At 61.9% G+C, this 24,613-nt stretch carries 22 protein-coding genes and 3 tRNA genes; 7 read left to right on the top strand and 18 right to left on the bottom strand.

Going from position 1 to position 24,613, the window contains the following annotated elements; translation table 11 throughout:
* The 3 genes from ACTRWK_RS11265 to ACTRWK_RS11275 form a co-directional block, all read right to left on the bottom strand.
* Positions 1 to 789: lytic murein transglycosylase (locus tag ACTRWK_RS11265; protein WP_462843929.1), on the bottom strand; the 789-nt coding region annotated here is incomplete at its 3' end.
* 149 nt (positions 790 to 938) lie between these two features.
* A complete protein-coding gene (glnA, locus tag ACTRWK_RS11270) occupies positions 939 to 2,345 on the bottom strand; it encodes a type I glutamate--ammonia ligase (protein WP_005852657.1) in 1,407 nt (468 codons plus the stop codon).
* A gap of 36 nt (positions 2,346 to 2,381) precedes the next feature.
* On the bottom strand, positions 2,382 to 2,720 hold the full coding sequence (locus tag ACTRWK_RS11275; RefSeq protein ID WP_005852659.1) for a P-II family nitrogen regulator: 339 nt from the start codon (positions 2,718 to 2,720) through the stop codon (positions 2,382 to 2,384).
* A gap of 246 nt (positions 2,721 to 2,966) precedes the next feature.
* On the opposite strand from ACTRWK_RS11275, the gene ACTRWK_RS11280 reads away from it, so the two are divergent.
* Both ACTRWK_RS11280 and ACTRWK_RS11285 read left to right on the top strand, forming a co-directional pair.
* Positions 2,967 to 3,809 (top strand): NAD(P)H-hydrate dehydratase, encoded by an 843-nt coding sequence (locus ACTRWK_RS11280; protein WP_289082119.1) that lies wholly within the window; start codon positions 2,967 to 2,969, stop codon positions 3,807 to 3,809.
* Positions 3,810 to 3,912: 103 nt separating this feature from the next.
* Positions 3,913 to 3,996 (top strand) — tRNA-Leu (locus ACTRWK_RS11285).
* 122 nt (positions 3,997 to 4,118) lie between these two features.
* Here the strand turns inward: ACTRWK_RS11285 and ACTRWK_RS11290 are convergent.
* From ACTRWK_RS11290 to ACTRWK_RS11340, 11 genes are all read right to left on the bottom strand, one after another.
* Positions 4,119 to 4,631: a hypothetical protein gene (locus ACTRWK_RS11290; protein WP_037943951.1), complete on the bottom strand. Its 513-nt coding sequence runs from the start codon at positions 4,629 to 4,631 to the stop codon at positions 4,119 to 4,121.
* Between the two features lie 139 nt (positions 4,632 to 4,770).
* A complete protein-coding gene (locus ACTRWK_RS11295) occupies positions 4,771 to 6,573 on the bottom strand; it encodes a cation:proton antiporter (protein ID WP_278375287.1) in 1,803 nt (600 codons plus the stop codon).
* Positions 6,574 to 6,758: 185 nt separating this feature from the next.
* Entirely contained in the window at positions 6,759 to 8,042 is a 1,284-nt protein-coding gene (locus ACTRWK_RS11300) for a serine hydrolase domain-containing protein (protein WP_289082120.1), read from the bottom strand.
* A 174-nt stretch (positions 8,043 to 8,216) separates the two neighbouring features.
* Positions 8,217 to 8,840, bottom strand: a complete 624-nt coding sequence (locus tag ACTRWK_RS11305) for a glutathione S-transferase (protein WP_289082141.1) — start codon at positions 8,838 to 8,840, stop codon at positions 8,217 to 8,219.
* Positions 8,837 to 9,766, bottom strand: coding sequence for an AEC family transporter (locus tag ACTRWK_RS11310; protein WP_005852681.1), 930 nt, complete (start codon positions 9,764 to 9,766; stop codon positions 8,837 to 8,839). Before ACTRWK_RS11310 ends, ACTRWK_RS11305 begins: the two co-directional genes overlap by 4 nt.
* 110 nt (positions 9,767 to 9,876) lie before the next feature.
* Positions 9,877 to 10,674, bottom strand: a complete 798-nt coding sequence (locus tag ACTRWK_RS11315) for an MBL fold metallo-hydrolase (RefSeq protein ID WP_289082121.1) — start codon at positions 10,672 to 10,674, stop codon at positions 9,877 to 9,879.
* Complete coding sequence (locus tag ACTRWK_RS11320; RefSeq protein WP_009826687.1) at positions 10,674 to 11,492, bottom strand: TatD family hydrolase; 819 nt, start codon at positions 11,490 to 11,492, stop codon at positions 10,674 to 10,676. The genes ACTRWK_RS11315 and ACTRWK_RS11320 overlap by 1 nt, the downstream gene beginning before the upstream one ends.
* Positions 11,493 to 11,524: 32 nt before the next feature.
* Positions 11,525 to 12,640 carry a DNA polymerase III subunit delta' gene (locus tag ACTRWK_RS11325; RefSeq protein WP_289082122.1) on the bottom strand — a complete coding sequence of 372 codons (1,116 nt, stop codon included), beginning with the start codon at positions 12,638 to 12,640 and terminating at the stop codon, positions 11,525 to 11,527.
* A gap of 39 nt (positions 12,641 to 12,679) precedes the next feature.
* Positions 12,680 to 13,318 carry a dTMP kinase gene (gene tmk, locus ACTRWK_RS11330; protein WP_005852690.1) on the bottom strand — a complete coding sequence of 213 codons (639 nt, stop codon included), beginning with the start codon at positions 13,316 to 13,318 and terminating at the stop codon, positions 12,680 to 12,682.
* Positions 13,315 to 14,484 (bottom strand): D-alanyl-D-alanine carboxypeptidase family protein, encoded by a 1,170-nt coding sequence (locus ACTRWK_RS11335; protein ID WP_005852693.1) that lies wholly within the window; start codon positions 14,482 to 14,484, stop codon positions 13,315 to 13,317. The genes tmk and ACTRWK_RS11335 overlap by 4 nt, the downstream gene beginning before the upstream one ends.
* Positions 14,485 to 14,506: 22 nt before the next feature.
* Positions 14,507 to 15,310: an SPOR domain-containing protein gene (locus ACTRWK_RS11340; RefSeq protein WP_260001898.1), complete on the bottom strand. Its 804-nt coding sequence runs from the start codon at positions 15,308 to 15,310 to the stop codon at positions 14,507 to 14,509.
* A 344-nt stretch (positions 15,311 to 15,654) separates the two neighbouring features.
* Here ACTRWK_RS11340 and ACTRWK_RS11345 point away from each other — a divergent pair.
* The 3 genes from ACTRWK_RS11345 to ACTRWK_RS11355 all read left to right on the top strand — a co-directional run bounded on the left by ACTRWK_RS11345 (position 15,655) and on the right by ACTRWK_RS11355 (position 18,562).
* Positions 15,655 to 15,744, top strand: a tRNA-Ser gene (locus tag ACTRWK_RS11345).
* A 121-nt stretch (positions 15,745 to 15,865) separates the two neighbouring features.
* Positions 15,866 to 17,209 carry an esterase-like activity of phytase family protein gene (locus ACTRWK_RS11350; RefSeq protein WP_037943960.1) on the top strand — a complete coding sequence of 448 codons (1,344 nt, stop codon included), beginning with the start codon at positions 15,866 to 15,868 and terminating at the stop codon, positions 17,207 to 17,209.
* Between the two features lie 237 nt (positions 17,210 to 17,446).
* A complete protein-coding gene (locus ACTRWK_RS11355; RefSeq protein ID WP_037943961.1) occupies positions 17,447 to 18,562 on the top strand; it encodes an aminomethyltransferase family protein in 1,116 nt (371 codons plus the stop codon).
* Positions 18,563 to 18,583: 21 nt separating this feature from the next.
* Here the strand turns inward: ACTRWK_RS11355 and ACTRWK_RS11360 are convergent, their stop codons facing one another.
* Positions 18,584 to 19,459: a hypothetical protein gene (locus tag ACTRWK_RS11360; RefSeq protein WP_289082123.1), complete on the bottom strand. Its 876-nt coding sequence runs from the start codon at positions 19,457 to 19,459 to the stop codon at positions 18,584 to 18,586.
* A gap of 127 nt (positions 19,460 to 19,586) precedes the next feature.
* Between ACTRWK_RS11360 and ACTRWK_RS11365 the strand changes: the two genes are divergently transcribed.
* A tRNA-Thr gene (locus tag ACTRWK_RS11365) sits at positions 19,587 to 19,662 on the top strand.
* 78 nt (positions 19,663 to 19,740) lie between these two features.
* On the opposite strand, the gene ACTRWK_RS11370 is transcribed toward ACTRWK_RS11365, so the two are convergent.
* From ACTRWK_RS11370 to ACTRWK_RS11380, 3 genes are all read right to left on the bottom strand, one after another.
* Positions 19,741 to 20,307, bottom strand: coding sequence for a hypothetical protein (locus ACTRWK_RS11370; RefSeq protein ID WP_289082124.1), 567 nt, complete (start codon positions 20,305 to 20,307; stop codon positions 19,741 to 19,743).
* 129 nt (positions 20,308 to 20,436) lie between these two features.
* Positions 20,437 to 22,530, bottom strand: coding sequence for an ATP-binding protein (locus ACTRWK_RS11375; protein ID WP_289082125.1), 2,094 nt, complete (start codon positions 22,528 to 22,530; stop codon positions 20,437 to 20,439).
* 134 nt (positions 22,531 to 22,664) lie between these two features.
* Entirely contained in the window at positions 22,665 to 23,459 is a 795-nt protein-coding gene (locus tag ACTRWK_RS11380) for a DeoR/GlpR family DNA-binding transcription regulator (RefSeq protein ID WP_289082126.1), read from the bottom strand.
* 166 nt (positions 23,460 to 23,625) lie between these two features.
* Here ACTRWK_RS11380 and phnD point away from each other — a divergent pair, with 166 nt between their 5' ends.
* Positions 23,626 to 24,606: a phosphate/phosphite/phosphonate ABC transporter substrate-binding protein gene (gene phnD / locus ACTRWK_RS11385; RefSeq protein WP_005852758.1), complete on the top strand. Its 981-nt coding sequence runs from the start codon at positions 23,626 to 23,628 to the stop codon at positions 24,604 to 24,606.
* The last annotated feature ends 7 nt before the right edge of the window (positions 24,607 to 24,613 follow it).

The raw sequence follows: 24,613 nt of genomic DNA on the forward strand, positions 1-24,613 counted from the left end.
GGCGGCCATGATGGCGATGGCTTTCTGGTACACGCCGGCAGCGTTCCACTGTTTGATCACATTGAAGTTGGTTTGCCCTTCCTGATAGCCGGCCCCGGGTTGCCAGCCTTTCTGACGCAGGAAGTTCGCGGTCGAAGCCAGCGCATCGGTCTGGTTGTAGAAATCAACGCGGCCGTCGCCGTTACCGTCCACCCCATAGCGCAGGGCATTGCCGGGCAGGAATTGGGTGTGGCCAAGCTCGCCATGTTTTGCGCCTTTGGTGCCGCCGTTGATCGCGCCGGTATCAACCAGTTTCAGCGCGCCGATGGCGTGGGGGGCAAAGAAATCGGAGCGGCGGCAGTCATAGGTCAGCGTTGTGATCGCAGACACCACCGAGGTATCGCCCATGAAGCCACCAAAGGCGGTTTCCATCCCGTGGATCGCGATGATCACCCCCGCTGGCACGCCGTAGCGCGCTTCGAGTGACTGGTAGAAGCTTGCATTGCGGGCCTTGCGCTTGCGGCCTTGGGCGACGATCGTATCGGCACCGCGCACCTGCATGAATTTATCGAGCGAATAGTTGAAGGATTTCTGGTTGCGGTCGGCGGCGATGGTGCTGCTGGCATAGCGCGCGTTTGCCAGTGCATCGAGCCCCCGTTGACCGACACCCGCGGCGGCGGCCTCTTTCGCGAAGGCGGGTTTCCAGGCGTCGAAGCCTCCCGCGTTGTTGCCACATTGGGCCGCTGCAACTGGGGCGGCGAAGCCCAAAGAAAGCATAAGTGCCGTGGCAAGACGTTTGGTGGGGCGCATGAAATAACCTCTGACTATATTAAACTTCGGCTGACTCTAGCTCAGCTGTTTCGAACTTCAAATAGCAAGACGCATTCCAAGCGAAAGGGCGCCCCGATAGGGACGCCCTTTGCTGTTGGTCTGGCCACCCGTCCGGGTGGAGACCGCGTTTAGCAGCTGTAGTACATGCCGAATTCAACAGGGTGGGGGGTGTGCTCGTATTTGTGCACTTCTTCCATCTTGAGTTCGATATAGCCTTCGATCTGGTCTTTGGTGAATACGTCACCGGCCAGCAGGTAATCCATATCCGACTGCAGCTCTTCCAGCGCTTCGCGCAGGGAACCGGAAACGGTTGGGATATCGGCCAGTTCTTCGGCCGGCAGATCATAGAGGTTTTTATCCATGGCTTCGCCCGGATCGATCTTGTTCTTGATCCCGTCAAGGCCGGCCATCAGCAGCGCGGCAAAGCACAGGTAGGGGTTTGCCGCCGGATCGGGGAAGCGGGCCTCTACGCGTTTTGCCTTGGGGGATTCGGTCCATGGGATACGGACACAGCCCGAGCGGTTGCGTGCGGAATAGGCGCGCAGAACGGGGGCTTCGAAACCGGGGATCAGACGCTTGTAGCTGTTGGTCGCCGGGTTGGTGAAGGCGTTCAGCGATTTCGCGTGGGACAGGATACCGCCGATGAAATACAGCGCTTCCTGGCTTAGGTCGGCATATTTGTCGCCTGCGAAGAGGGGCTTGCCGTCTTTCCAGATCGACATGTTCACGTGCATGCCGGAGCCGTTGTCGCCATAGATCGGCTTGGGCATGAAGGTTGCGGATTTACCATAGGCGTGCGCCACGTTGTGGATCACGTATTTGTATTTCTGCAGCTCGTCCGCCTGTTCGGTCAGCGTGCCGAAGATCAGGCCCAGTTCGTGCTGGCAGGACGCCACTTCGTGGTGGTGTTTGTCGACCTTCATGCCAAGACGTTTCATGGTCGAAAGCATTTCGGCGCGCAGGTCCTGTGCTTCGTCCGTGGGGTTCACGGGGAAGTAGCCGCCCTTGAGGCCCGGGCGGTGGCCCATGTTGCCCATTTCATAGTCGGTGTCGGTGTTCCAGGACGCGTCGGACGCATCAACTTCGTAGGATACCTTGTTGATCGAGTTCGAGAATTTGACGTTATCGAACAGGAAGAATTCGGCTTCCGGACCCATATAGGCCACATCACCGATACCGGAGGCTTTCAGATAGGCTTCGGCTTTTTGCGCGGTGCCACGGGGGTCACGCTCATAGGCTTCGCCTGTGTCGGGCTCTACAACAGAGCAGTGCACGCAGATGGTTTTTTCGGCATAGAACGGATCAACATAAGCGGTGTCCGTGTCGAGCATCAGCTTCATGTCGGAGGCTTCGATGCTTTTCCAACCCGCGATGGAGGAGCCGTCAAACATGAACCCTTCTTCGACAAAATCTTCGTCAACAAGATCGGAGACGATTGTCACGTGCTGCAGTTTACCGCGTGTATCGGTGAAACGTACATCAACGTATTCGATGTCCTCGTCCTTGATCTTCTTCAGGAAGTCCTTGGTGCTCATTGGATGATATCCTTTTCTTGAATCTCGTAAATTCGATTAAAGCGCGTCTGACCCGGTCTCGCCGGTACGGATGCGGATTGTTTGTTCGATGGGGCTGACGAAGATTTTGCCGTCGCCGATCTTTTCGGTCTTCGCGGCCGATACGATGGCCTCGATGGCGGCGTCTACCTGATCGTCGTCCAACACGATTTCGATTTTTACCTTGGGCAGAAAATCCACGACATATTCAGCGCCACGGTACAATTCTGTATGGCCCTTTTGACGCCCGAAGCCTTTGACTTCGATAACGCTAAGGCCCTGAACGCCAACCTCTTGGAGCGCCTCCTTGACTTCATCAAGCTTGAACGGCTTGATTACAGCTTCGATCTTTTTCATCTGAGGCCTCCCTGCCAGACGGGTGATTTTCGGTCTACATCGGTGTCATCTCACCGTGCGGGCCGACGGTCTACCAGACGCGCGATGGAGTCCACCGAAAGAGGCGAAAATTTGTGCGCATCGGCTGTTTTATGTGCGTGGCGATTAAAATTTGTGCAGTTTGAAAATCCATGTGCTGACAGGCTTGGCTATCGCTTGGGCAGGTGGTTTATCTTTGGGCAAAAGACGGACCGGAAAGGGGCTGCCATGCAACCGAGTGCCATCACCGCAGACACGCTGGACTTTGATCAATTGACCAAGGGGCAGGGGCATAAGTTCGACCACGGGCACGCGATTGTCGTGACCGGTGGGGCCGGGCGCACAGGTGCTGCGCGGCTGTCCGGGCGTGCGGCTTTGCGGATGGGGGCGGGGCTGGTCACACTGGCCGTACCGCCCGCCGCGCAGATGGAGGTGGCGATGCAGATCACCGCCCTGATGCTGTCGCGCGTCACAGGCCCCGAGGATTTGGCAGAGCTGGCCGGTGACAAACGCGTGCGGGCAATGTGCATCGGGCCGGGCTTGGGGATGAAACCGGCCCATGTGGCGCTGGTGCGGGCAGTGCTTGAATGCGGCAAGCCCTGCGTGCTGGACGCCGACGCGCTGACCCTGATCGCGCAGGAGCCCACCCTGTGGGAGCGCCTTGGCCCGCACTGCGTGCTGACCCCGCATGGCGGAGAGTTCGCGCGCCTTTTCAAGCAGATATCCGAGAGTGACGCCGATAAGGCGCAGGCCTGTCTGATGGCGGCGCAAAAGGCGGGGGCGGTTGTTCTGTATAAGGGGGCGACAACCCTGATCGCGCATCCCGACGGCCGCGTCGCGGCGCATCACGGCACGGGCGATCGCGCGGCCCCGTGGCTTGCCACCGCAGGCGCGGGGGATGTGCTGTCGGGCATGATCACCGGTCTGCTGGCCCGCGGCATCGCGCCTTTCGAGGCGGCGCAATATGCCACGTGGCTGCATGTAGAGGCCGCACGTCAGTTCGGACCGGGGCTGATCGCCGAAGATCTGGTCGAAGAAATCCCCCGCGTCTTCAAGGCGCTGGACCTCTAGCGGCCGTCGGGTGCAGGCACGCGTGGCAGGTGAGAAAAACTATACGTCATGCGCGTTTTTCCCCCTCGCCACTGGGAAATTTCTTTGATAGTGAACGCGCAATGCGGGTGTGGCGGAATTGGTAGACGCACCAGATTTAGGTTCTGGCGCCTATGGCGTGGGGGTTCGAGTCCCTTCACCCGCACCACTTCAACTCATTGATAATCATACATAATTCGCGCGCTTCAGCGCCTGCGTTTTGATGTCTGTCTTGGTTGTGAACCATGCGCCGCGCCCGAAGGGTGTTCGGGCGCGGCGGGGCTGCGTGGGTTACGCGGCGGCTTTCAGCGCTTTGTCGGCCTTGTCGGCGACGGGCTCAGCGGCGGATTTGGCCGTTGATGCGGCCTCTGTTGGCGCGTTCGATTTCAGCAGGGCCGACAGGTAGGATTTGCTGGCCTGCTGGGGCGAGCTGCTGACCGGCGCAATCGAGTCGATCAGGCTGCGGGCCTGTGCGGCTTCGATCCGGGCTTCGGCTGCGGCGCGGGCTTGCGCCTCGCTCATGCCGCTGTCTTCGGCGTCCGAGGTGGCAACCGGGGTTGGGGCGACGGGAGCCGGAGCCTCCGCAGCGGGGGCTTGCGCTTTCTGCGCAGGGGCGGCGGCCTGAGACGACTGCGCAGGGGCAGTTTCAGCGGTGGGCTGCGTTTCTTGCGCGGCCGGCTGTTCGTCTTTGGCTTTGGCGTTGTTCTTTTCGGTGTTACCGGTCTCCGACTTATCTTTCTGTTTCTCGGCCCCTTTGGGCTGAGACTGCTGGCTGCCGCCAGAGAAAAGTGAACTTATTAACATAGATGTGCCTTTTCAGTTGGTTACCTACATGACTGAAGCAACTGCCTGACCGGTGTGGCGAAAAAATGGTCCAATTAAGGTTAATGCAAAGCTGAAATACCCGCGCAGATAGTATGCTGCGCGGGTGGGTGTGGTCTGATCACTCCTCCGGCGGGCGCAGAGCGATAACATGGATGCCGTCGCCGCCCTTGAACTCTTCGTTCTTGCGCATGAACTTGATCTCGCCGCTGGTGGTGATCTGGGCGAGCAACCGCGCCTCGGGGCTTTCGGCGCGCCAGTCTTCCAGCGTGAACTCCTCGGAGAGACGCGTGCTGCGGAAGCGCCAGCCTTGGGCGATCAGATCACGCAGTTCGGCATGGGTCGCCTCTAGCCCCAAGGGCCGACCGCCAAGGGTGCGGGGCAGTTGGTGGCGGCTGCTTTCGGATTTCTCGCGCATCACCTGAAACACATTCTCGCGGCCGAATTCCGGCGCCAGGTCGGTGGTGACCAGCGTGTTGTAAGCGTCGTTATCCGTGGCAGCGATCAGCGTGGCATAGCTGACGAGTTCCACGCGCTGCTCTGCCGCTTCTGACAGAATATCGCCCGAGAATGTGTCGATCCCCGCCGCACGCGCCTTGCGCAGGCGGATGAAGTTGGGGTCGGTCATCAGCACCGGAATCTTCGCTTTCTTGAGCACTTCGGCCAGCTGCGTTGTCCAATCCGAGCCGCCGATGATCACCACGCCGGGCGTGTCCGCACCGGTCAGCCCCAAAAGCCGTGCAAAGGGTGCGAGGGTGAAGCCGTTGACCACCACGGTCACCGCCACAAGCGCAAAGGCAAGCGGCGCGATCAGGGCGGCGTCCTCGAACCCGAGGCTCAGCAGGCGTTCGCCAAACAGACCCGCGACCGCGACCAGCACGACGCCGCGTGGTCCGGTCAGGGCCACCAGCAATTTTTCGCGAAACGGGATGCCCGACCCGACGAGCGAGATAAACACCGTCACAGGCCGTGCGACCAGCACCACCACAGCCACAAAGGCCGCCGCGCGCCAGTCAAGATTGCCAAGCGCTTCGACATCCAGCCCTGCGGCCAGCAGGATGAACACGCCCGACACCAGCAGCACGGTGGCATGTTCCTTGAAGCGGCGCATTTCCTCGTAGCTGGGCAGTTTGGAGTTCGCGATCACGATCCCCATGATGGTCACCGCCAGCAGCCCGCTTTCATGCAGCACGGCATCGGACGCGGCAAAGACCCCCAGCAGCAGGGCAAAGAGCACGGGCACCTTCATATACTCGGGCACCCAGCCGCGTTTGAAGGCGCGCGACAGGCCGATCCCCGCAGCGACACCGGCGGCAGTGGCGACGGCGGCACCGATAAACAGCTCCAGCATCGCCTCGGACGCGGTGGTGGCGGTGTTCAGCGCGATCACGACCTCGAAGGCCAGCACGGCGGCCAGCGCGCCAATGGGGTCGTTCAGGATCGCCTCCCATTGCAACAGGGTGGCAGGGCGGCGCGACAGCCGCGCGGTGCGCAGCAGCGGCGCGATCACCGTGGGGCCGGTCACAATCATGATCCCGCCAAAGACGGCCGCGCTGGACCAGCTGAGCCCCGCCACATAATGCAGCGACAGCGCCGACATCAGCCAGCCAAGGGGCGCGCCGATATAGACCAGCCGGCGCACACCGCCGACCGCGTCCTGCAGCGTGTGAAAGTTCAGCGACAGACCGCCCTCGAACAGGATAATCGCCACGGCGATAGAGATCATCGGCCCCATCAACGGCCCGATATCCCGTGCGGGGTCGAAGATGCCCAGAACCGGTCCGATCAGGATACCGGCCACCAGCATCAGCACGATCGCGGGCATGCGCAGCCGCCATGCGATCCATTGAGACCCCACCCCGATCGCGCCGACCAATGCGATCGCAGTTACAGGATTTAGCGCGCCGAGTGTTTCTGTTGCCACAATGTGAATCCTTTATAATCAAAGCGATGACGTAACGCGGACCATCCCGCTGACAATGGCCGGTGTGAAATTTTAGGGGGTTTCCCTGTCGCAAGCCAGCGATCTGTCGTGCTGAACGACAAAAGGCCCCGACGTCAGGGGCCTTTTGCGCGAGGGTATGGGGCGGGGCGCGTGGCCCCGCCGGGTCAGTCGTCGACGCGGCTGTCGGCCAGCGTGCTAAAGGCGAGGTTCTTGAAGATCAGCCGCAGCGGCCCACGATTGGCAGGGGACTGGATCATGAGCAGCGCGATCATATCTTCGGCAGGGTCCGCGTGATAGCCGGTTCCCGCGGCACCGCCCCAGTTGTATTCACCGGCGGAGCCCATTGACGGGGCATTGCCGGTTTCAAGTCGCACACCGTACCCCAGACCAAAGCCGTAGCCGGGGCCGGGCAGGTAGTATTTGCCGGGTTTGATGCCCTCAAGGTGGTTCGAGGTCATCAGCTGCACCGACTTAGGCGACAGCAGCCGCGTGCCGTTCAACTCTCCGCCATTCAGCATCATCTGCGCGAATTTGGCGTAGTCATGCACCGTGGACATCAGCCCGCCGCCGCCCGACTGGTTCGGCTTGCGCACGCGCGGGTCAAAGACATCGCGGCTGCCCAGTTTGGCCTGATCGGCAAAGGGTTCGGCGATCCGTGGGAAATCCGCCGCGTCATCGATGTAGAAGGCCGTATCCTCCATCCCCAGCGGATCGAAAATACGCGCCTTCATGAATTCTTCAAGCGTCTGGCCTGAGGCGACCTCTACCACCGCGCCCAGAACATCTGTCGCGCGGGAGTATTCCCATGTGGTGCCGGGGTCATGCTCCAGCGGCAGGGACGCCAGCAGATTGGCCTGTTCGATCGCCGTGTTCTCGGGCGAGGCGACCCCGGCCGCGTTATAGGCCTCGCGCGCGGGACCGGCCCCGAAGAAGCCATAGGTCAGCCCCGAGGTATGGCGCATCAGGTCGCGCACCGTCATCACGCCTTTGGCGGGGCGGGTCACGGGCTTGCCCTCGGCGTCTTTCTCGCCGGTGACCACGGTCAGGGTGTTATAGGCGGGCAGATAGGTCGAGACGGGCGCGTTCAGCAGCAGTTTGCCTTCTTCGACCAGCATCATCGCGGCGACGGATGTGATGGGTTTGGTCATGGAGTAGATGCGGAACAGCGTGTCTTCGGTCATCGGCTCCCCGTCGGGGGTGCGTTTGCCCATGGTGGACAGATGCGCGATCTGACCGTCGCGGATCAGCATCAGCACGGCCCCCGGCGTCATCCCCTTGTCCACCAGCGCGCCAAAGGTGGCATCCATCCGCGCCAGTCGGTCAGGGTCGAACCCCAAGGCGGTCGCATCGCCGCGGGGCAGCTCTTGGGCCCATGCGGGGGTTAGGGTGGCAAAGGCGGTGCCAAGGGCCAGCGCCCCGGCGACCAGACCTGATCTGAAATGTTTCATTATATCTCCTCCCGGTTGTTGTGATCCGGTGGGACCACGACCCAAGGTTAGGAGTGTGCACGCCGCTGTGGCAACCTGCCTGACGGCTGTCAGGGCAGCGGTGCGACTTTGTGACGTAGGGTAACTTGTGCCGCAATGCAGCGTACGCGGGGGCGGGGCGAAGGGTTTGTCGGCCTAGGCAGGAAAGACCGTAGGCGCGTCGCCCTCTGCCCATTGCGGGTATTTATCCATCACGGCGGTAAAGGCCTGCGCGGTCAGGAAGCGGTCCAACCACGCCTGCAACTGCGGCCAGGGCTGCGCGTCGAACCAGGGTTTGTCGATGAAGGCGAACTGCCGCACGAAGGGGGCGATCGCCATGTCGGCAAGGCTGGGGGTGTCGAAAATATAGGTGCCAATTTGCGCGTCCAGCGCCGCCAGATGGGCGGCGGCTTTGGCCCGCTCTGCCTCCGGATCGGCGTCGGGGTAGCGGGTGGCGTATTTCGTGCGGTCCAGTGCCTGTTTGAAGGGCCCGTCGCAGCGGTTAATCCAGTCCCATCCCGCGTCAGGCATCTGCAGCAGCCCTTCGGGATCGTGTCGGCGCAGTGCCCAGATCATGATGTCGAGGCTTTCGTCAATGACCTCGCCCGTATCCAGCGCCAGACAGGGCACTGTCCCACTGGGCGAGGTCGCGAGAAAGGCGGCGGGCTTGTCGCGCAGCACGACCTCGCGCAGCTGCACCTGCTGGCGGGCCGACCGCAGCGCGAGCCGCGCGCGCATAGCATAGGGGCAGCGCCGGAAAGAATAGAGCACGGGCATCATGGCAGCACGCTGAGCCAGAGCCACGCGGTCAGCACCGACCCCACCGTCGCCACCAGCACCGAGCTTGCCGCGACCCGCCGCGCGCGGCCATACATATTGGCGAAGATATAGGCGTTGAACCCCGGTGCCATCGCTGCCGTCAGCACGCCCGAGCGGAACAGATCCTGCGGCAGGCCAAAGCCGCTGCCCATGAACCAGACAATCGCGGGATGGACGATCAGTGCCAAAAGGCAGACCATGGCGATGGTCTTGCTGTCGCCCTCGGGGCGGTACTGGATCAACACGCCGCCCAAGGCGAACAAGGCCGCGGGCAGGGCAGCGCGTACGATCAGCGACAGCGCGTCGTCGATCACACCGGGGATCGCCAGCCCGCTAAAGTTCACGGCAAAGCCCGCGAGAATGCCCAGAACCAGCGGATTGTGGAACATCGCCCGCGCCACATTGCGCGCAAAGGCCGGACCGGATTGGCCCCGGTTGCGCACGAACTCCATCACCGTGATCCCCAGCCCGTAGCAAAACGGCGAGTGGATGGCGATGATCGCAAAGTTCCCGATCAGCGCCTCGGGCCCATAGGCGCGTTCCGTGATCGGCAGCCCCAGCAGGACCGAGTTGGAAAAGAGGCTGCAGAACCCGATGGCCACACAGTCTTCCCAGTCGCGTTTGAACAGGATGCGCGCGCCGAACAGACCCAGCGTGAAACAGACCGCCGCGCCGGTGTAGAAGCTGAACAGCAGTCGCGGGTCGAACGAGGCCGAGAGATCCAGATGCGCGATCGATTGGAACAGCAGGCAGGGGATCGCGAAGCTTTGCGCGAACCGCATGACCCCGTCGATGCCCGACACCGGAAAATACCCTCGCCAGACAGAGACATAGCCAAAGCCGATGACAAGGAAGACGGGCAGGATGACTTCGAGAAGCGTTTGCACGAGAAATATGGCCTTGGGTGCGGGTGGCGCTGTCGGAGTGGGGGTTTCACACCCCCACGCCCCCGTGGAGTTTATAGGGCAAAATGAAGTCCGGACCCCGCGGGCGGGGGCTAGACCGGAAAGCTCAGGGTCATGCCATCAAAGGCGGGTTCGATATGGTCGGGGGTTTCTGCGGCCAGCGTGTCATAGTCGAGGTCGTTGTGCATGTTGGTCAGCACAGCGGTTTGCGGTGCCATCTGTTCGATCCAGCCCAGGGTCTGGGCCAGGTGGCTGTGGGTTGGATGCGGGTCACGGCGCAGCGCGTCGACGATCCAGCAGCGCAGGCCCTTGAGGTGGGGCCAGATGTCATCGGGGATCTGCGCCACATCGGGCAGATAGGCCACATCATTGACGCGGAAGCCAAGCGCGTCCATCCCGCCGTGGTTCACCAGAAAGGGCGTGAAGCAGAGCGTGCCGCCGGGCCCGTCGATCGCCACGTCGCCGTCAATATGGTTCATCTCGAGGATCGGCGGGTAGGACGATCCGGGGGGCTGGATGAACACGTAGCCGAAACGGTCCAGCAGCGCCTCGCGCGTGGGCGTATCGGCCCAGACCGGCAGACGTTGGCGCATGTTGATCACGATCATCCGCAGGTCATCCAGCCCGTGCACATGATCGGCGTGGGAGTGGGTATAAAGCACCGCGTCCAGCCGTCCGACGCCCGCATCAAGCAGCTGGCTGCGCATATCGGGGGAGGTGTCGATCAGCACCGATGTCGTTCCCGCATCCGTGATCCGCTCGACCAGGATGGAGCATCTGCGTCTTGCGTTCTTGGGGTTGGCCGGATCGCAGGCCCCCCAGTGCCCGCCAAGGCGCGGCACCCCGCCAGACGAGCCGCAGCCCAGGATGGTGATCTTCATCTCGGCCATCAGGCGGCGTCCTGATATTGGGCGGCCTTGGTAAACAGCCGGTCGAAATTCGCCTGCGTCTGAGCGGCAAAGCTGGCATAATCGATGCCGAAGGTTTCGGCACCACGCCGCGCCGTATGGGCGGTAAAGGCGGGTTCGTTGCGTTTGCCGCGATGGGGCGGCGGGGCCAGATAGGGGCTGTCGGTTTCGACCAATATCCGGTCCAGGGGGGCGTCGGCAAAGATGTCGCGCAGGTCCTGGGATTTGGGGAAGGCGGTGATGCCCGACATCGATAGGTAGAACCCCAGATCCAGTGCCGCACGGCCAAGCGCCTGCGTCGAGGAGAAGCAGTGCATCACGCAAGGGTAGGCCCCGTTGGCATGTTCCTCTCTGAGGATACGGGCCATATCGTCATCGGCGTCGCGGGCGTGGATGATCAGGGGCAGGCCGCTGTCACGGGACGCGGCGATATGGGTGCGCAGGCTGGCTTGCTGCGCCTCGGCGCTGTCGGCGGTGTAGTGGTAATCCAGCCCCGTTTCGCCGATGCCCACCATCTTGGGGTGTTTGGTCAGCGCCATCAGATCGTCATAGCTGGCCATCGGCTCTGTCGCGACGCTCATCGGGTGGGTGCCGGCGGCATAGAAAACCGGGGCATGCGCCTCGGCAATGGCGCGCACGGCGGGTTCGTTCTTGAGCTTGGTGCAGATGGTGACCATGCGTGTCACCCCTGCGGCTTGGGCGCGGGCGATCACATCGGGCAGTTCACCGTCGAAATCGGGAAAGTCCAGGTGGCAGTGACTGTCGGTGATCGGGTGAATGTCGCGGGTGCTGTCTGTCATGCCTGGGGTCCTGCCTGTTCGTCTTGCGTGGGCTAGCGCGGTGCGGCGTCGCCCATCTTGAACAGGGTATCTAGGACCAGTGCGGCAGGGTCAAGGTTGACCGCCATCCCGTGGCGCGCGCGGGTGCCGATGTCTTGCGCGGTCTCGGCCCAGACCCGTCCTTGGGCGGGGGTGGGCGACAGGCGGGTCAGCACCGCGGCTTCGTTCTGGGCGGCGGCGGTTTCGGGTGGGCGGCCAAGGGCACCGGTGCGGGCCAATCGCAGCATCAGCAGATCCACCAGCGTGAACAGCAGTGACAGTTTTTCCTCGGCTCCGCGGGCCGCTGCGGCCTCTGCCAGTTTGAGCGCGCGGGCGCGGTCCAGCCGCGGCATCGTATCAAGCAGGGCGACCAGTTCGCCATACATTGCGAGCCCGCCCATCAGCGACAGGGACAGCGCGCCGCCGACAGACCCGCCGGAAAGCGCCGCGAGCGCTGCGGGATCGCCCTGAATATCCACCTCGGACTGCCCGAGGGCCTGCGCCATATCATCCGGCGTCAGGGTGCCAAGCCGCAGGGTCCGGCAGCGCGAGCGGATGGTGGGCAGCAGGCCGGAGGGGCGGTGGCTGATCAGCAGCATGATTGCGCGGGCGGGCGGCTCTTCCAGCATCTTGAGCAGCGCGTTCGCGGCATTTGGGTTCATCAGGTCGGCGTCATCGACGATCACGACACGGCGCCCGCCATCGGCAGCGGACATCTGGAAGAACCCGTTCAGCTTGCGGATGTCATCCACGACGATCTGCTTGCGCAGCCGTTTGGTTTTCTCGTCAACAGAGCGCGTGATCGCCTTCAGCGCGCCTTCGCCCCCGGCCGCAATACGGCGGGAGACGGGGTGGTCGGGATCGATATCAAGGCTGGTGGGGGCGGGGGTGTCGAACATGCCGCCGTCCTCTGCATCGGGGGTGGCCAGCAGGAACCGCGCAATACGCCACGCCAATGTGGCCTTGCCCACCCCACGCGGGCCGGTCAGCAGCCAGCCGTGGTGCAGCTTGCCCGAGTTGAAAGCATCGAGGAACGCGGCCTCTGCCGCCGACTGGCCGAAAAGCTGCGGCGTGTCGCGCGGGTGGCGCGCGCCGTCGATACGGTCGGGCTGGGGGGCGTCATCACTCATGTCACGTGGTCTAGCAGATTGCGGCGGCAGGAAAAGGGGTCAGCGCGCATCAAGACGCGGGCGCACCTGCGCAAAGACATCCGCCGCCACCGCATCGATGGATTGTGCGCCGTTGATGGTGACGAAACGGTCGGGGAACTCAGCGGCAAGCGACAGGAAGCCGGCGCGCATGGCGACCTGCAGGCTTTCGCCGAAATCCTCGAACCGTTCCTCGACCGTGTTGCGCGACAGCGCGCGGCTGAGCCCTTCGCCGGGGTCCATATCAATCAGCACGGTGACATCGGGTTCGACGCCGATCATCAGGCTGTGCAGCTGGTCCACGGCACCGCGCAGGTCACCCCGGCTGAGCCCCTGATACATGCGGGTGGAATCGGCAAAGCGGTCGCAGATCACGATCTTGCCCGCCTCGAGCGCGGGCAGGATCGTGCGTTCAAGGTGATCCCGACGGGCGGCGGTGAACAGCAGGATCTCGGTTCGGGCGGACCAGCGGTCGGGATCGCCCTGCAAGACCAATGCGCGAATTTCCTCGGCCCCGGCGGAGCCGCCGGGTTCGCGTGTCAGCACGACCTGATGCCCGTCGGCCTCAAGCCGGTCTTTCAGTAGTTTGGTCTGGGTCGATTTGCCCGAGCCGTCGATACCTTCGAAGCTGATGAACAGGCCCTTGGCCGCGGTGCTCACGAAGCGGCCTCTGGCCCTTCGTTCAACCGGGTCAGCAGATGGCGGGCGGCGGCTTCAAGTTTGACCATGAACCCCCCTGCGGCAACGCTGTCGCGGGCAACCAGCGGGGCACGTACCTCTGGCAGGTCACCGCGGGTCAGCACCAGTTCGCCGATGTTCTGGCCCTTGGTGATGGGCGCGCGCAGCGGGCCGGTATAAACCACCTCGGCCGAGACATCGCTGCCGCCGGACACAGGCACCAGCACCGACAGATCGCTTTCCAGTTCAAGGCCAACGGCACCCTGCGCGCCAAGCGCCACGGGGGCTTCGGCAATCATTGTGCCGGCTTTGCCCATGGACCGTTGCGAGAATTGGCGAAAGGCCCAGTTCACAATCGATTCCGATTCCTGCGCGCGGGCCGCGGCGCTTTCGAGACCGGACAGAACAAACACAACGCGGCGGTCGCCCTGTTTGGCAGAGCCGACAAGCCCGTAGCCTGCTTCTTCGGTGTGGCCGGTTTTCAGCCCGTCCGCGCCGATGCCAAGCCCCAGCAGCGGGTTGCGGTTGGTCTTGTTCTGCGGTGCGCGCCCGTCAAACAGGAATTCGCGCTGCGAGAACATCGGGTAGTACTGCGGGTAATCCTCGATCAGGCGGGTGGCCAGCAGCCCCAGATCGCGCAGCGACATGCGGTGACCGGCGGCAGGCCAGCCGTTGGAGTTCGCGAAGGTCGAGTTGGTCATGCCCATTTGCTGCGCCCGCTGGGTCATCAGGCGGGCAAAACCGGCCTCTGACCCATCGGGGCTCAGCGCTTCGGCGATAACGGCACAGGCGTCATTGCCAGACAGCACGATGATGCCGCGCAGCAGGTCTTCGACCTTTACGCGGTCGGTGGTGTCCAGAAACATGGTCGACCCGCCGTAGGACATGGCGTGCTGCGACACGGGCAGTTCCTCTGTCAGATCCAGCCCGCCATTGCTTTTGCCCCGTTCGATCGCCTCGAACGCCATATACAGCGTCATCAGTTTCGACATGGAGGCCGGCGGTAGCGGTTCATCCGCGTTCTTGGTCAGCAGCACGGTGCCGGTGGTCTGGTCGACCACATATGCCGCGCGGGCCTGTGTCTCGAACGCCTGCGCGGGCAGGGCCAACAGAAGGGTCGCAATCGTGGCTGCAAAAATACGGATCATGGCAGTTTCCTTTGGCGGTGGGTCAGTTCGACACGGCGTAGGCGTCAGAGAACCCTTCGGTCTTGATGGATTTCAGCAAATTGGTCAGTTCGGATTTCGTCGCCGCAGGGCCGACGACCACGCGCCAGAACGGCTTGTCGTTGATCTCGCTCCGTTTGACGGTGGGCAACATGCCCGCGCTGCGCATCTGGTTGGCCGCGCGTTCGGCATTTGCCTCTACGCTGAAGATACCGATCTGGACAAAGGGCTTTGCCAGCGAAGACGCAGGTTTGGGGGCTGCGGGTTTCGGGGCCGTAGGGGCAGCGGGTTTCGCCGCAGCGGGGGCGGCGTCAATCGCGGCACCGGCAGTGACAGCGACTGGATCAAGCGCGGTTTCTGTCACTTCCGACGGGGTTTCGATCGTGCCTTCGGGGGCTGCGTCGGGGGCAGGGGTGTCATCGACTTCCTGACGGCGCAGGGCAGTGACGTTCAATGGCGCAGGGGCACCGGCCAGAATACCAAGGGCCGCCGCCGCATCAGAAGACATCTGCAGCTTGGGTCCGGGCAGATCGCGTTCACGGCGGAACAACGCGCCGATGACGAATTTGCCATTGGCCTCGTTGCGGATGATCACCCGTTCGGGATCGGTGACATCGGGATGCGCGACCCAGACACCGCCAAGGCTGGGGCGTCCGTCCCAAAGCCCCTGATCACTGACCGAGAAAACCTCGGGCGCTTCGACGTCCCGCTCCACCAGCTTGGTCGAGCTGGACGCCACCGCAGCAGAGCCTTTCTGACCGCCGGTCAGATTGCCGACCGCATCGCAGCCCGCCAAAGTTGTCATCATCAGCAAAACCCCTACCGTGCACCGCAGCGGCCGGTTGCCAGAAAAAGGGTGTAGCCTGAGGCTGTTCATGTCCGTCGTCCTTGCCTGCTGGCGCGGCGTTGTCCGCCGCCGCCTGATCGCGCCGTCAATACGGCATGTTTGATGCCCCATTGCCGGGGTCTTTGCGCTACACTAACGCGGGTACAGGGGTTTTGGAAAGGCTGACAGGACGGCATCGGCAAATTTCCCCACCCGGCCGGAACCCGCCCAACACGGGCTGCCGCTGTCTTGCGTTACGGTGCCACAGTGCGCGTCATTTCCAGGTTTGCAGAATCGCTGACACCCCTCTATGCGGTGCTTGCTGCGGAGGAGTGGCAGAGTGGTCGAATGCACTGGTCTTGAAAACCAGCGTGCGTGAGAGCGTACCGTGGGTTCGAATCCCACCTCCTCCGCCAATATCCCACCCTCTCACTACGCCTCTCCCCAATTCCGCGCCTGTCGTGGAACCGTCACCTTTGCGTTACGCGGCTGTTACCAGAATCGTGCATCAGGGACCGTCTTTAACGGAGAGCCCTTATGAAACACCCTATTCTTCCCCTTGCCCTGTCCCTTCTGGCCGCCCCTGCTGCCGCGCAAGAGACGTTTGATGCCACGCTTGCGGGCCATGCCTACCTGCCTGCGCTGAGCCTTGTCGCGCCGCCTGCGGATGCGCCGAAGGATGCGTGGATCAGTGGTAAGTTCACTGGTGGCGCGCGTAATGGCGTGCCGATGTCGGTGCAGGGCAATACGGGCAGGCTGCATGGCAAACGGCTGACGGGGCTGAACCTGCCCTTCATTGGCCAGCCGTTGCAGGGGTTTTCCGGTTTCGCGATGAACCGTGCCGAAGATGGGTCGGTCTATGTGCTGACGGACAACGGCTTTGGCTCCAAGGCGAACAGTCCCGATACGCTGTTGTTCTTCAGCCGGATGGACGCTGATTTCGACACAGGCGAGGTCGAGATCAAGGAAACGGTTTTTCTCCATGACCCCGATTTCAAAGTGCCCTTCCGCATTTCCTATGGCGGGACAGACAGCCGCTATCTGACCGGCTCGGATTTCGATCTGGAGAGCATCCAGCGCGTCGGCGACAGCATCTGGATCGGCGAGGAGTTCGGCCCCTATCTGATCGAGGCCACATTGGACGGGCGGATCAAGGGCGTCTATCCGACGATGGTGGATGGTGTTCAACTGAAAGGGCCGGACACGCCCGGTATCTCGGCCACATCGGTGAAGGGGACGGATTGGACCGTGCCACGCTCGGGTGGGTACGAGGGCATGGCGCTGCAGCCTGAAACGGGTTTGCTGTGGGCCATGCTCGAGAAACCTCTGCTGGCTGCGAGCGGCGAGAACGAAGGTGATTTCCTGCGCGTCATGGCCTTTGACCCCGAGGCACGCGACTGGACGGGCGAGGGCTTCAAGTTCAAGCTGGCCGAAGGGGCCACGGCGATCGGTGACTTCAACTTCATCGACGAGACCCGCGCGCTGGTGATCGAACGTGACAATGGCGAGGGCGAGCCTTCGTTGAAATGCGCCGGTGACCCGCAGGCAGATTGTTTCCCGAACCCCGCGATGGTCAAGCATGTGGTCCTGATCGATACCGCCGATGTGGATGCAGAGGGCTATGTGCGCCGCATCGGCCAGATCGACCTGATGAACATCGCCGACCCCGCGGGTAAGGCCCGCATCGAAACCGATGGCGGCGAGGCAGGGCGGTTCAGCCTGCCGTTCTTCACCATCGAGGACGTGATGCGGGTGGACGAGACGCATATCATGGTCGCCGTGGACAACAACCTGCCGTTCTCATCCGGGCGCAAGCTGGATGCCGCTGCAGATAACGAAGTGGTGCTGCTGAGCGTGCCCGAACTGCTGGCCGCGCAGTAACCCGACGCGCCCTTTCGGCAAAGGATGCCGAGGGGGCGTTTCACACCCTAGACACACCCCAGGCCCCGCCATTGCCCGCGCGCCCCCAACCTTTGGGAGGATGCCGGTTGATGTGCGGGGCTTTGCCGTGTCAGAAAAAGCGAACGCCCGCCCGATGGCATCGCCGTTCCCTGACCCCCGCGCCTTGGGACAGGGCACAGGGGTGGTACGGTGGGCCTTGGTAAAAGGATCGCCCCCATGACGTTTCAGATCGGCATTGGCCCGAATAATCGCAAATCCGCCTATTTCGACGCGACTGTCGCAGAGGGTGTGGCTTGTTTCTCGGTCTATAATCACATGTTCATACCAGCGCATTACGGCGACCCCGAGGGCGAATATGACGCGCTGATGAACGGGGTGGCCATGTGGGATGTCGCGGCGCAACGGCAGGTCGAACTGTCCGGGCCGGATGCCGCGCGGCTGATCCAGTATCTGACCACGCGCGATATGTCGAAAACCCGGATCGGGCAGGGACGCTATGTGCCCATGTGCGACCATCAGGGGCGGCTTATCAACGACCCCGTGCTGCTCATGCTGGCGCAGGATCGCTATTGGCTGTCGATTGCGGACAGTGACATCGCCCTATGGGCCAGCGCCATCGCGGCAGAGCGCGGGTGGGACGTGACCGTGGCTGAGCCAGACGTCTCCCCGCTGGCGGTTCAGGGCCCCAAGGCCGAGGCGGTGATCACCGCGTTGTTCGGCGACTGGGTGCGCGATCTGAGGTATTTCGGCTTCAAGCAAACGCAGCTGGGGGATATCCCGCTGGTGCTGGCGCGGTCGGGCTGGTCGAAACAGGGCGGCTTCGAGATGTATCTCCAGGACAGCAGCCGCGGGGGGGAGCTATGGGCAAAGGTAAAGGCCGCAGGCGCGCCCTTTGGCATCCGTCCCGGTGCGCCCAATGACGTTGAACGGATCGAAAGCGGGCTGGTGTCCTATGGTGCGGATGGTCGTCTTCAGACCAACCCCTGCACCCCGTATGACATCGGCCTGGGCAAGCTGGTCGATCTTGAGACCCCCGACGATTTTATCGGCAAAGAGGCGCTACGCCGCATCGCCGATGAAGGCGCACAACGGGAAAGGTCAGGCTTTGTCATCGCGGGCGCGCCACTGACGGGGGCGGCACATTCGATCTCCGTGCTGGACGACAAAGGCCAGCCGCGCGGCGTGCTTAGCGACTACGTCTATTCCAAACGTTTCGAGGCCAATATCGGCGTCGGGATGATCGCATCGGATGCAACGCAAGCGTCGCTGCACGTTGTCATTGGGGACGAGGCCCGCAACGTAACCCTGCGCAGCCTGCCATTTGAAAGCTGACCTTAGACGGTGGTCCCGCCGTTATGGCAGGATCACCCGCACGCCGGGAATTTCCTGAATGCGCGCAACGTCTTCGTCGTAAACCTCTGTCATCTCTTCGACCAGCTCTTCGGTCCAGCTGGGCATGTCCAGCTCTTCCTCGAGCGCGTCGTCGATCACGTATTTGTCCAGAAACGCCGCGATCACTCGCGGGTGCTCTGCCGTTGTCATCTCGGGATGCGAGGCGAGATAGGATTTGAACCGTTTCATGCCTTCGGGGCGCATGATCGTTTCCAGCAGGTCGAATTCCCCGTCCAACGGTGCCATCGTGGGCAGGCCCGCCATCTCGCGCATGATCTGCCCCCAGATCAGGGGGGCGTCTTCGTTGCACCATACGGTCACGGGAATCTCGGGCGCAGAATCACGTAGCAGCGCCAGCGTGTCGGACCAGCGCACATCCAGCGGATCCTTGTCGCCCCAGAACTGCGGCGGAGATTTATCGGCCGACACACCATACAGCACCGGCAGCAGGGTCGCGGGATTGCGGATGCCCATGAAAATCTGCAGTTCATCCTCGGGGAAAAGCTGCGCCATGCGCATCATCCGCACAGGTGCTGCGGGATAAAGCATCCCTTCAACAACAGCCGTCGCAGGGGTGCGAAAGAAGTTCGCGTCGGAAAAGATCACCCGATCCGCGTCAGAATCTCCCATGACCGCGTCCAGCAAGACATCCCGCGCCCCGTCCGAGGCGGATGTTTTATACATCGCATTCAACGTATCGCGAAACAGACCACGATAGGTTGCGGGGCTCGGCACATGGGTGCCCGCCTGCGCCAAAAGATCGTGGTTCGACTGGAGGCTTTTCAGCAACCTGTCTTCTTCGGTGTAATGGGCACCTGTGTGCAAAATCAACTGCATGAACGTCTTCTCACCCTTACTGATACCGGCTTTCCAATAGCCTTTCCTGCGACTTGTGTAAAACTGCAAAAAATTGACATTTCCCCTCTTGCACGGCCCGCAGCAATCTCTTAAACGCTCCCTCAGTGCCCCTATAGCTCAGCTGGTAGAGCAACTGATTTGTAATCAGTAGGTCCGCGGTTCGAGTCCGTGTGGGGGCACCACTTCTTCCCTGATTTCAATACATTGACAACTTTAGGCGTCGCCGCATCCGCGATGCATTTCCCACATTTGTGCGTGCCTCACTGCTTGGCGCGCGGGAGGGGGATGATGTTGGATTTTCGTTTCATCCGCGCAAACTCCACCTGGGCGGCGTCTTTGCAGGTGGGGCAGATGGAATAGCTTTTGGCGAAGTTATCTGCATCCGGCGGGGTGCGCAGATCGATCCATTTGTCGCCGATCTGGAACGCGCAGCAGACCGAACATCGCGTGGTATCGTAGTATTCCTCGAAGGCGCTGACCGTAGGGTGAGGGGAGCTGGTGATCGCATGGACAAGCATACTGCCGATGGTCAGGCTATCGTCGGGGGAGGGCCAGATCGTCAGCCGGTACAACCGCCGCACATCCGGCCCGTCACAGCGGTAAAGGATACTGAACAGTTGCTGTTCGATCCGGCAGGCCTGAAACACGCCGAACAGATAGGTACGGGTGTTGGCCCCTTCGACGAAATCCCAAATCTCCCGCCCCAGCACATGGGTGGAGGTCGCCCCCGGCGCGTCATTCTCTATGGCGAAGGCATCCCATTCGGACCCGACAGAGATGATCCGATCCTTGCTGTCCACGACATAGCTGTTTGTCTTGAGGTCCAATGAAAATGCCCTTGGAAAAATTTAAGGTCATAAACAGGATCATCGTTACGCTAGCTCATCATAAGCGCGAAACCGGCGCTTGCCCAAATATTTATCGTTAGAATTTAAAGTACCGCGCCCCTCTGCGCTTCAAGCCGTCTTCTGGATATCGGTCGCGCCGGTGCAGGGCAGCGTCAGACTAAAGGTGCTGCCGACGCCCAGTTTGCTTTCCAGTGACAGCGATCCGCCGTGCAGCTCTGCCAGCTGCTCGGAGATGGCCAGCCCCAGCCCCAAACCGCCGTTTTGCCGTGTCATGGACCCGTCAACCTGTTGGAACCGCTGGAACACGCGGCTCGCGTCCTCCTCTGCGATGCCGTTGCCGGTGTCGGTGACGCTGAACACGATCTCGTCGGCGGAATGTAGCATCGACAGGTGGATTTTGCCTTCGCTGGTGAATTTGATCGCATTTGTAATCAGATTGTACAGGATTTGTTTGACGCGCACCTTATCCGCTACGGTCGCAGCAGGGCCGTCGCCGGCATAGGTGAGGGTCAGCCCTTTTGCCTCTGCGGCGGGTTGTAGTTCTTGCGTGACCGTACGGGCAATATCGTCCAGCTGGGTGGGGGCCATGTCCAGCTCTAGCTGGCCGCGGGACACTTTGGTCCAGTCCAGCAGATCTTCGACAAGGCGGATCATATGCTGTGAGGATTCCGCGATTCCGGCACCCTGATCGGTGATGAACTTCTGGTACTCTATCGCGGCGGCGGCTGATTTCGGACAGCCGCTGCCATCGGCGGTCAGCGCCGACATCAAACGCTGCGCCTGAGGCATCTTATCACTGTGCCGCATGAACGACGCACGGCCAAAGATCACGGTCAGCGGGGTGCGCAGCTCGTGCGATACGTTGTTCAGGAACTCGGTCTTCTCGCGGTCGGCGGCTTCAGCGGCTTCTTGCGCGCGCTTCTCGGCGGTCACATCCGTCCAGATGCCGACGGTATAACCGTGGGGGGTCTTTGCCTCTGTCACCTTGAGCCAGTTGTCGTTGCCGATGTCTTGCAAGAACGCCTGACCCGGATTGCGGAAACGTTGCAGCCGCTCGCGTACCCAGGCCTGTTTGCTTTTCGAGCCGCTGAGGCTTTCGGTCCGGTTGGCCCAGTTGACCACAAGCTCTCCCATGGTGGCACCGGGGACGATCAGATCGGCGATCTGGGGGTGATAGTCGCGGTACTTCTGGTTCACCACCATCACCCGTTCTTTGTCGTCAAACGCGATAAAGCCTTCGTCGATCGCGTCGATGGCCTCGGCTAGCAGGGCGTGCGCGTTGGTCTGGTTCAGCGCCAACCGGCGGAACGCCAACAGCACGCCCAGCAGGAATATGGCGGAAATGAGGGCGAAACCCACCAGGTTCCGGCTTTGTGGTGAATAGGCGGGCCATCCCGCGGCGGGGCGCACGGCGGCTTCCCATGTGGTGCCCAGAACGTTGAACGTGGTCACGACGGGCTTGTCTTTGAGCGCGCTCAACCGGTGGTCGGGCAGGGCCTCTACCAGTCCGGAGGCTTTGAGCGGGTGCAGCTCGAAACTGTATTGTTCGGGGTCCGAGAAATCATGTTGCGGGGCTTGCAGCAGACCTTCCTGATCCATCACAACAGAGATGACGCCCCAGAATTGATCGGTGTTCAGCTCGGCGTTCGGAAGAAACACAGGGTAGTGCATGATATAGCCGGTCCCGCCCTGCACAAGGTTCACACGGTCATCCACCACAGGCGCGCGGGTGCGGTAAGCTTGGGCAACGCTCGCCATCTGGGCGGGCAGTTGCCAGTATTTGACGCCGATCGTCTCGCGGTTATCGGTTTGCGGGAAACTGTGTGTAATCGACAGGTTAGGGGCCAAAGCGACGGCAATCACGTCAGGGTTGTGGCGTTGCAGGTCGCTTACGGTACGCGCGATCTGACGCTCGTTGATCTCACCCGCCACGGCAAGCGTATTCTCGATGTTCTTGGCCACCAGCACGGCTTCGAAGAAACGCAGCTGGATCTGGTCGGCCACCGAATGCAGGGCCTGCTCTACCTCGAGGCGCAGCGCGGCGAGGTGATTGTCGCGGTCGAGCTTTACAATAGAATAGGCAATCCCGCCGATACTTGCGAGCAGGACAATCGTCAGAACGACGAATACCTTAGAGGCTAAATACCCCGTGAACTTGTTGAGCAAAGTGCCACCCTCTTCCGTCCAGGTAGGCCGCCGCACGACTTTCTGTCGTTGCTGGTTTGCCTGCCTTTGTCCCCTTTATTGACTGCATCATTGTTTATCGAACGGACAAAATACGGGCGCAATCGAGGCATTTTGTAGACTTTTGCGCAAAGCGGTCATGCCGGTTACTGTCAGGCGTTTTCGGGGGTGATCACGGGGGTGCGATGATGTCGAAGCGCTAGGGCAAGCCCGTCCTTGGGGGCTGCATCGGTGATCAGATGGCCCAGATGCTCCAGCGGGGTTACCTGCGTCAGGTGACGTTTGCCGAACTTGCTGGCATCAATCAGGAAATGCGCGGCGCGGCTTTGGTCCAGCATGGCGCGTTTCACCTCGGCAAAGCCTGCGATGGCCTCGCTCACGCCGGTTTCATCCAGCGCGGAGGCCCCAAGAAAACACGCGTCGACATTGAAACCGCGCAGAAAGTCGCAGGTGGCAGTGCCGGTCAGCGCGGCCTCTGCATTCATATAGTCGCCGGGGGTCATGATCACCCGCACCCTGTCCGAGGCCCCCAAGATCATCGCGACCTGCAGGCTGTTGGTTAATACCGTCGCCGCCACGCCGGAAAGGGTGAGCGCCCGCGCGAATTCCATCATCGTGGCGCCTGCGTCGATCATCAGGGTTTGCCCGTCTGTCACCCGTTTTGCGGCAAGCTGCGCCATCTGGCGACGTTCATCCACATGTTCGCGCTGACGTTCATCCAGCACGCTTTGCGCCCCCGGCGCGCGGGAGGAGGCCCCGCCGTAGGATTTCTGCAAAAGCCCCTGCGCGCTGAGCTCGGCAATATCGCGGCGGACGGTTTCGGTGGTCACATCAAAGCTGGCCGCAAGGTCCGATACACGCACATGCGGGGCAAGGCGCAGTTCCAGCAATATTTGTGCGTGGCGCTCTGCTTTGCGCAGGTTTCGGCGTTCCGTTCCGGTATCCATTCTGCGGTTCCTTTCGGCGGTCGGGGCGATGCATCCGACCGTCAATATTTGGCACTTGCCAAATTACTAGGCGGAAAATGTTGCGAATCGAAAGCTTCAATGCTCGTATCGCGTAATTAATCGCGCAGTACACTCTGCGCGGGTATTCTCGGGGAGGAGAAACAAGATGATCAAACGCAGCTTTATCACGGCGGGCCTGATGGCCGCTTTTGCCATGACCGGCACCACCGCACTGGCCGAAGAATGCGCCGAGCGCGGCGCGCTGGACGCGATGTTCTGTGACGCCAACGGCGATCTGGTAGCCGATGCGCCCACGGACGAAAGCATGCTCAAAGACCCGTCGACGCTGGTCTTTGCCTATACACCGGTCGAAGATCCCGCGATCTACGAAGACATCTGGACGCCCTTCATTGACCACCTGTCCGAGGTGACCGGCAAGAAGGTGCAGTTCTTTGCTGTGCAATCCAACTCTGCCGAGGTAGAGGCGATGCGCTCGGGCCGTTTGCATATCGCGGGCTTCTCGACCGGACCCACACCCTTTGCTGTGAACCTTGCGGGCGTTGAACCTTTCGCGATCATGGGCTCCGAAGACGGGCAGTTCGGCTACAAGTTGCAGGTCTACACCCAAGCCGACAGCGATATCAAAGAGATGGCCGACCTTGCTGGCAAACGCGTCGCGCATACATCGCCCACGTCGAACTCCGGCAATCAGGCACCGCGTGCGCTGTTCCCTGATCTGGGCGTCGTGCCGGATCAGGACTACGAAGTGACATACTCGGGCAGCCACGACCAATCCATGCTGGGTGTGGTCGCGGGTGACTATGATGCGGCACCGGTTGCGTCCGAAGTGGTGGACCGCATGGCGGAACGCGGGCTTTATGATCCTGCCGAGGTGCGTATTGTCTGGGAAAGCGATCCGTTCCCCACGACATCCTACGGCGTGGCCCACGACCTGACGCCCGAGCTGAAGGACAAGATCAAGGAAGCTTTCTTTAGCTACGATTTCACCGGCACCGCATTGGGCGAAGAGTTTTCGGGCGTGAGCAAATTCGTCCCGATCACCTATAAAGACCAATGGGCCGTCATTCGCCAGATCCAGTCTGCCAACGGTGTTGAGTACACGCCACAAGGCCTTGCTGCTGAATGATTTTCCC

The sequence above is a fragment of the Sulfitobacter sp. G5_S2_6_S6 genome (assembly GCF_054968505.1).